This window comes from Oleiphilus sp. HI0117 (assembly GCF_001635235.1).
Genome location: NZ_LWGA01000826.1, coordinates 1 through 2311 on the forward strand (window position 1 = coordinate 1; position 2311 = coordinate 2311).

A 2311-nucleotide genomic window follows, 5' to 3' on the forward strand; every position below is an offset into this window, starting at 1 on the left:
CTATTTCTCTTATTCAGAGTAATAATTCCATGATTAAGCGTCCGGTTTTAAAGATCGGCAATCAAATTCATCTTGGATTCAAGGCTGATAACTACGCCCAATTATTCGAGATAAACGACTAAATAAAGAGTACAGGGTCTCCCCCTTATCTTAAACAACTTATACATATTATTTAATTAGGAGTATTCCATGACAATTGCACTAGGACTTGGTATCGGTAGCAAAAACGGCGCAGGCGAGTGGCTTGAAACATTCTTCCCAGCACCACAATTCCAACCTGACTCCTCTTTGGTTGCTAGCATCCAAGAAACACTAGGCCTTGAAAGCGGCAATACAACAACAGAATTAAATGATGAGCAGATTGAAGAGCTAGCAAAAATCGCAGCGCTTTCTGACATCGCAAGCCAAATGAAAGGCTCAAAAAGCCCGGCCGTAGTGGTTATTATCGAAGAAGATGGCAAGGCTAGCAGCACGCCTGAAGTGTATTTAAAACTACACCTTTTGTCTCATCGCCTGGTTAAGCCGCACGGCATTAATCTTGACGGTATTTTTGGTTTACTGCCAAATGTTGCATGGACTAATAAAGGTCCAATTGACCTATCTGAATTAACAGCTAAGCAACTTGAAGCACGAGTAGCCGGTGAATTGATTGAAGTTAAGTCTGTTGATAAATTCCCACAGATGACCGACTACGTCGTACCTGGCGGCGTCCGTATTGCCGATACAGCCCGCGTACGTCTTGGCGCCTACATTGGTGAAGGCACCACAATCATGCATGAAGGCTTTGTAAACTTTAATGCAGGCACAGAAGGCACCTCAATGATCGAAGGCCGTATCTCTGCAGGTGTAATGGTAGGAAAAGGTTCTGATCTTGGCGGTGGCTGCTCTACCATGGGTACCTTATCTGGTGGCGGTAACATCATCATTGCGGTTGGTGAGAACAGTTTGATCGGCGCAAATGCAGGTATCGGCATTCCTTTAGGTGATCGCTGTACTGTTGAGTCAGGTCTCTACATTACTGCTGGCACTAAAGTAGTTATGCTTGACTCTGAAAACCAGGTCGTTGAGACGGTTAAAGCACGTGATCTAGCAAATAAAGCTGACCTACTGTTCCGCCGAAACTCGGCAAATGGTCGAGTTGAATGCTTAACTAATAAGACTGCCATTGAACTGAATGAAGAGCTTCACGCCAATAACTAGTATCTGGCTAAGCAACTAACACTGCCCTAACAGGGCAGCCCTTAAAGGCGCACTCATAATCAAAGCTTTTTAATGCTTACATCTATGGATGCGCTTTTTTGCATATATACAACGATTGAAACGACGAGCCTAATTATGAGCGATAGCACAACTGACACGATCCAACTGACCCAAGCACTTATACAGCAGCCCTCTGTTACACCAGAAGACTGCGAGTGTCAGGATATTATGATGCGTCATTTGGCTCCGCTAGGCTTTGAAGCCGAAACAATGATCTTTGAAGATGTGACCAATCTTTGGGCTCGTAAAGGTACGGAAGCGCCTTTAATCGCATTTGCGGGGCATACCGATGTTGTCCCTACCGGCCCAGAACAAGAGTGGACATACTCACCCTTTTCGGCCCGTATTCAGGGAGATATGCTACATGGTCGTGGCGCTGCTGATATGAAGGGCAGCCTGGCTGCATTTATCACCGCCTGTGAGCGCTTTGTTAAAAAACATCCCGACCATCAAGGCTCTATCGCTTACTTAATTACCAGCGATGAAGAAGGACCAGCAACAAACGGTACCGTTAAGGTTGTTGAAACTTTGGAGGCGCGTAATGAAAAAATTGATTGGTGCCTGGTTGGTGAGCCATCCAGTACCAAGGTGCTCGGTGATGTGATCAAGAACGGCCGCCGCGGATCTTTAAACGCAAAACTTACCATTAAAGGCAAACAAGGACATGTTGCCTACCCGCACTTGGCGAACAACCCTATTCACCTGGCAATGACTGCCCTTGACGACCTATGCAAACTTGAATGGGACAGTGGCAATGAATTCTTCCCCGCGACATCATTCCAAATCACCAATATCAATTCCGGTACCGGTGCGACGAACGTGATACCCGGTACTGTCGAGACACTTTTTAACTTTCGATTTTCTACTGAAGTCACCGCCGAGCAACTTAAAGCAGGTGTCGTCAAAGTGCTTGAGCAACACAAGCTGGATTACGATATCCAGTGGACATTAAGCGGAGAGCCCTTCCTAACCGCAGCGGGCCCACTCGTCGACGCAGCGGTTAAAGCGATAAAAACAGTTAAAGGTATCGACACAGAGCTTTCAACCTCAG

3 protein-coding genes are annotated in these 2311 nt (G+C 46.1%); all 3 read left to right on the forward strand.

Annotated elements, in window-relative coordinates; translation table 11 throughout:
- Nucleotides 1–11: 11 nt before the first annotated feature.
- Nucleotides 12–122: an arsenate reductase family protein gene (locus A3757_RS28125; RefSeq protein WP_369819549.1), complete on the forward strand. Its 111-nt coding sequence runs from the start codon at nucleotides 12–14 to the stop codon at nucleotides 120–122.
- Between the two features lie 67 nt (nucleotides 123–189).
- Nucleotides 190–1200: a 2,3,4,5-tetrahydropyridine-2,6-dicarboxylate N-succinyltransferase gene (gene dapD, locus A3757_RS13835; protein ID WP_068739797.1), complete on the forward strand. Its 1011-nt coding sequence runs from the start codon at nucleotides 190–192 to the stop codon at nucleotides 1198–1200.
- A 135-nt stretch (nucleotides 1201–1335) separates the two neighbouring features.
- Nucleotides 1336–2311: succinyl-diaminopimelate desuccinylase (dapE, locus tag A3757_RS13840; protein WP_068739799.1), on the forward strand; the 976-nt coding region annotated here is incomplete at its 3' end.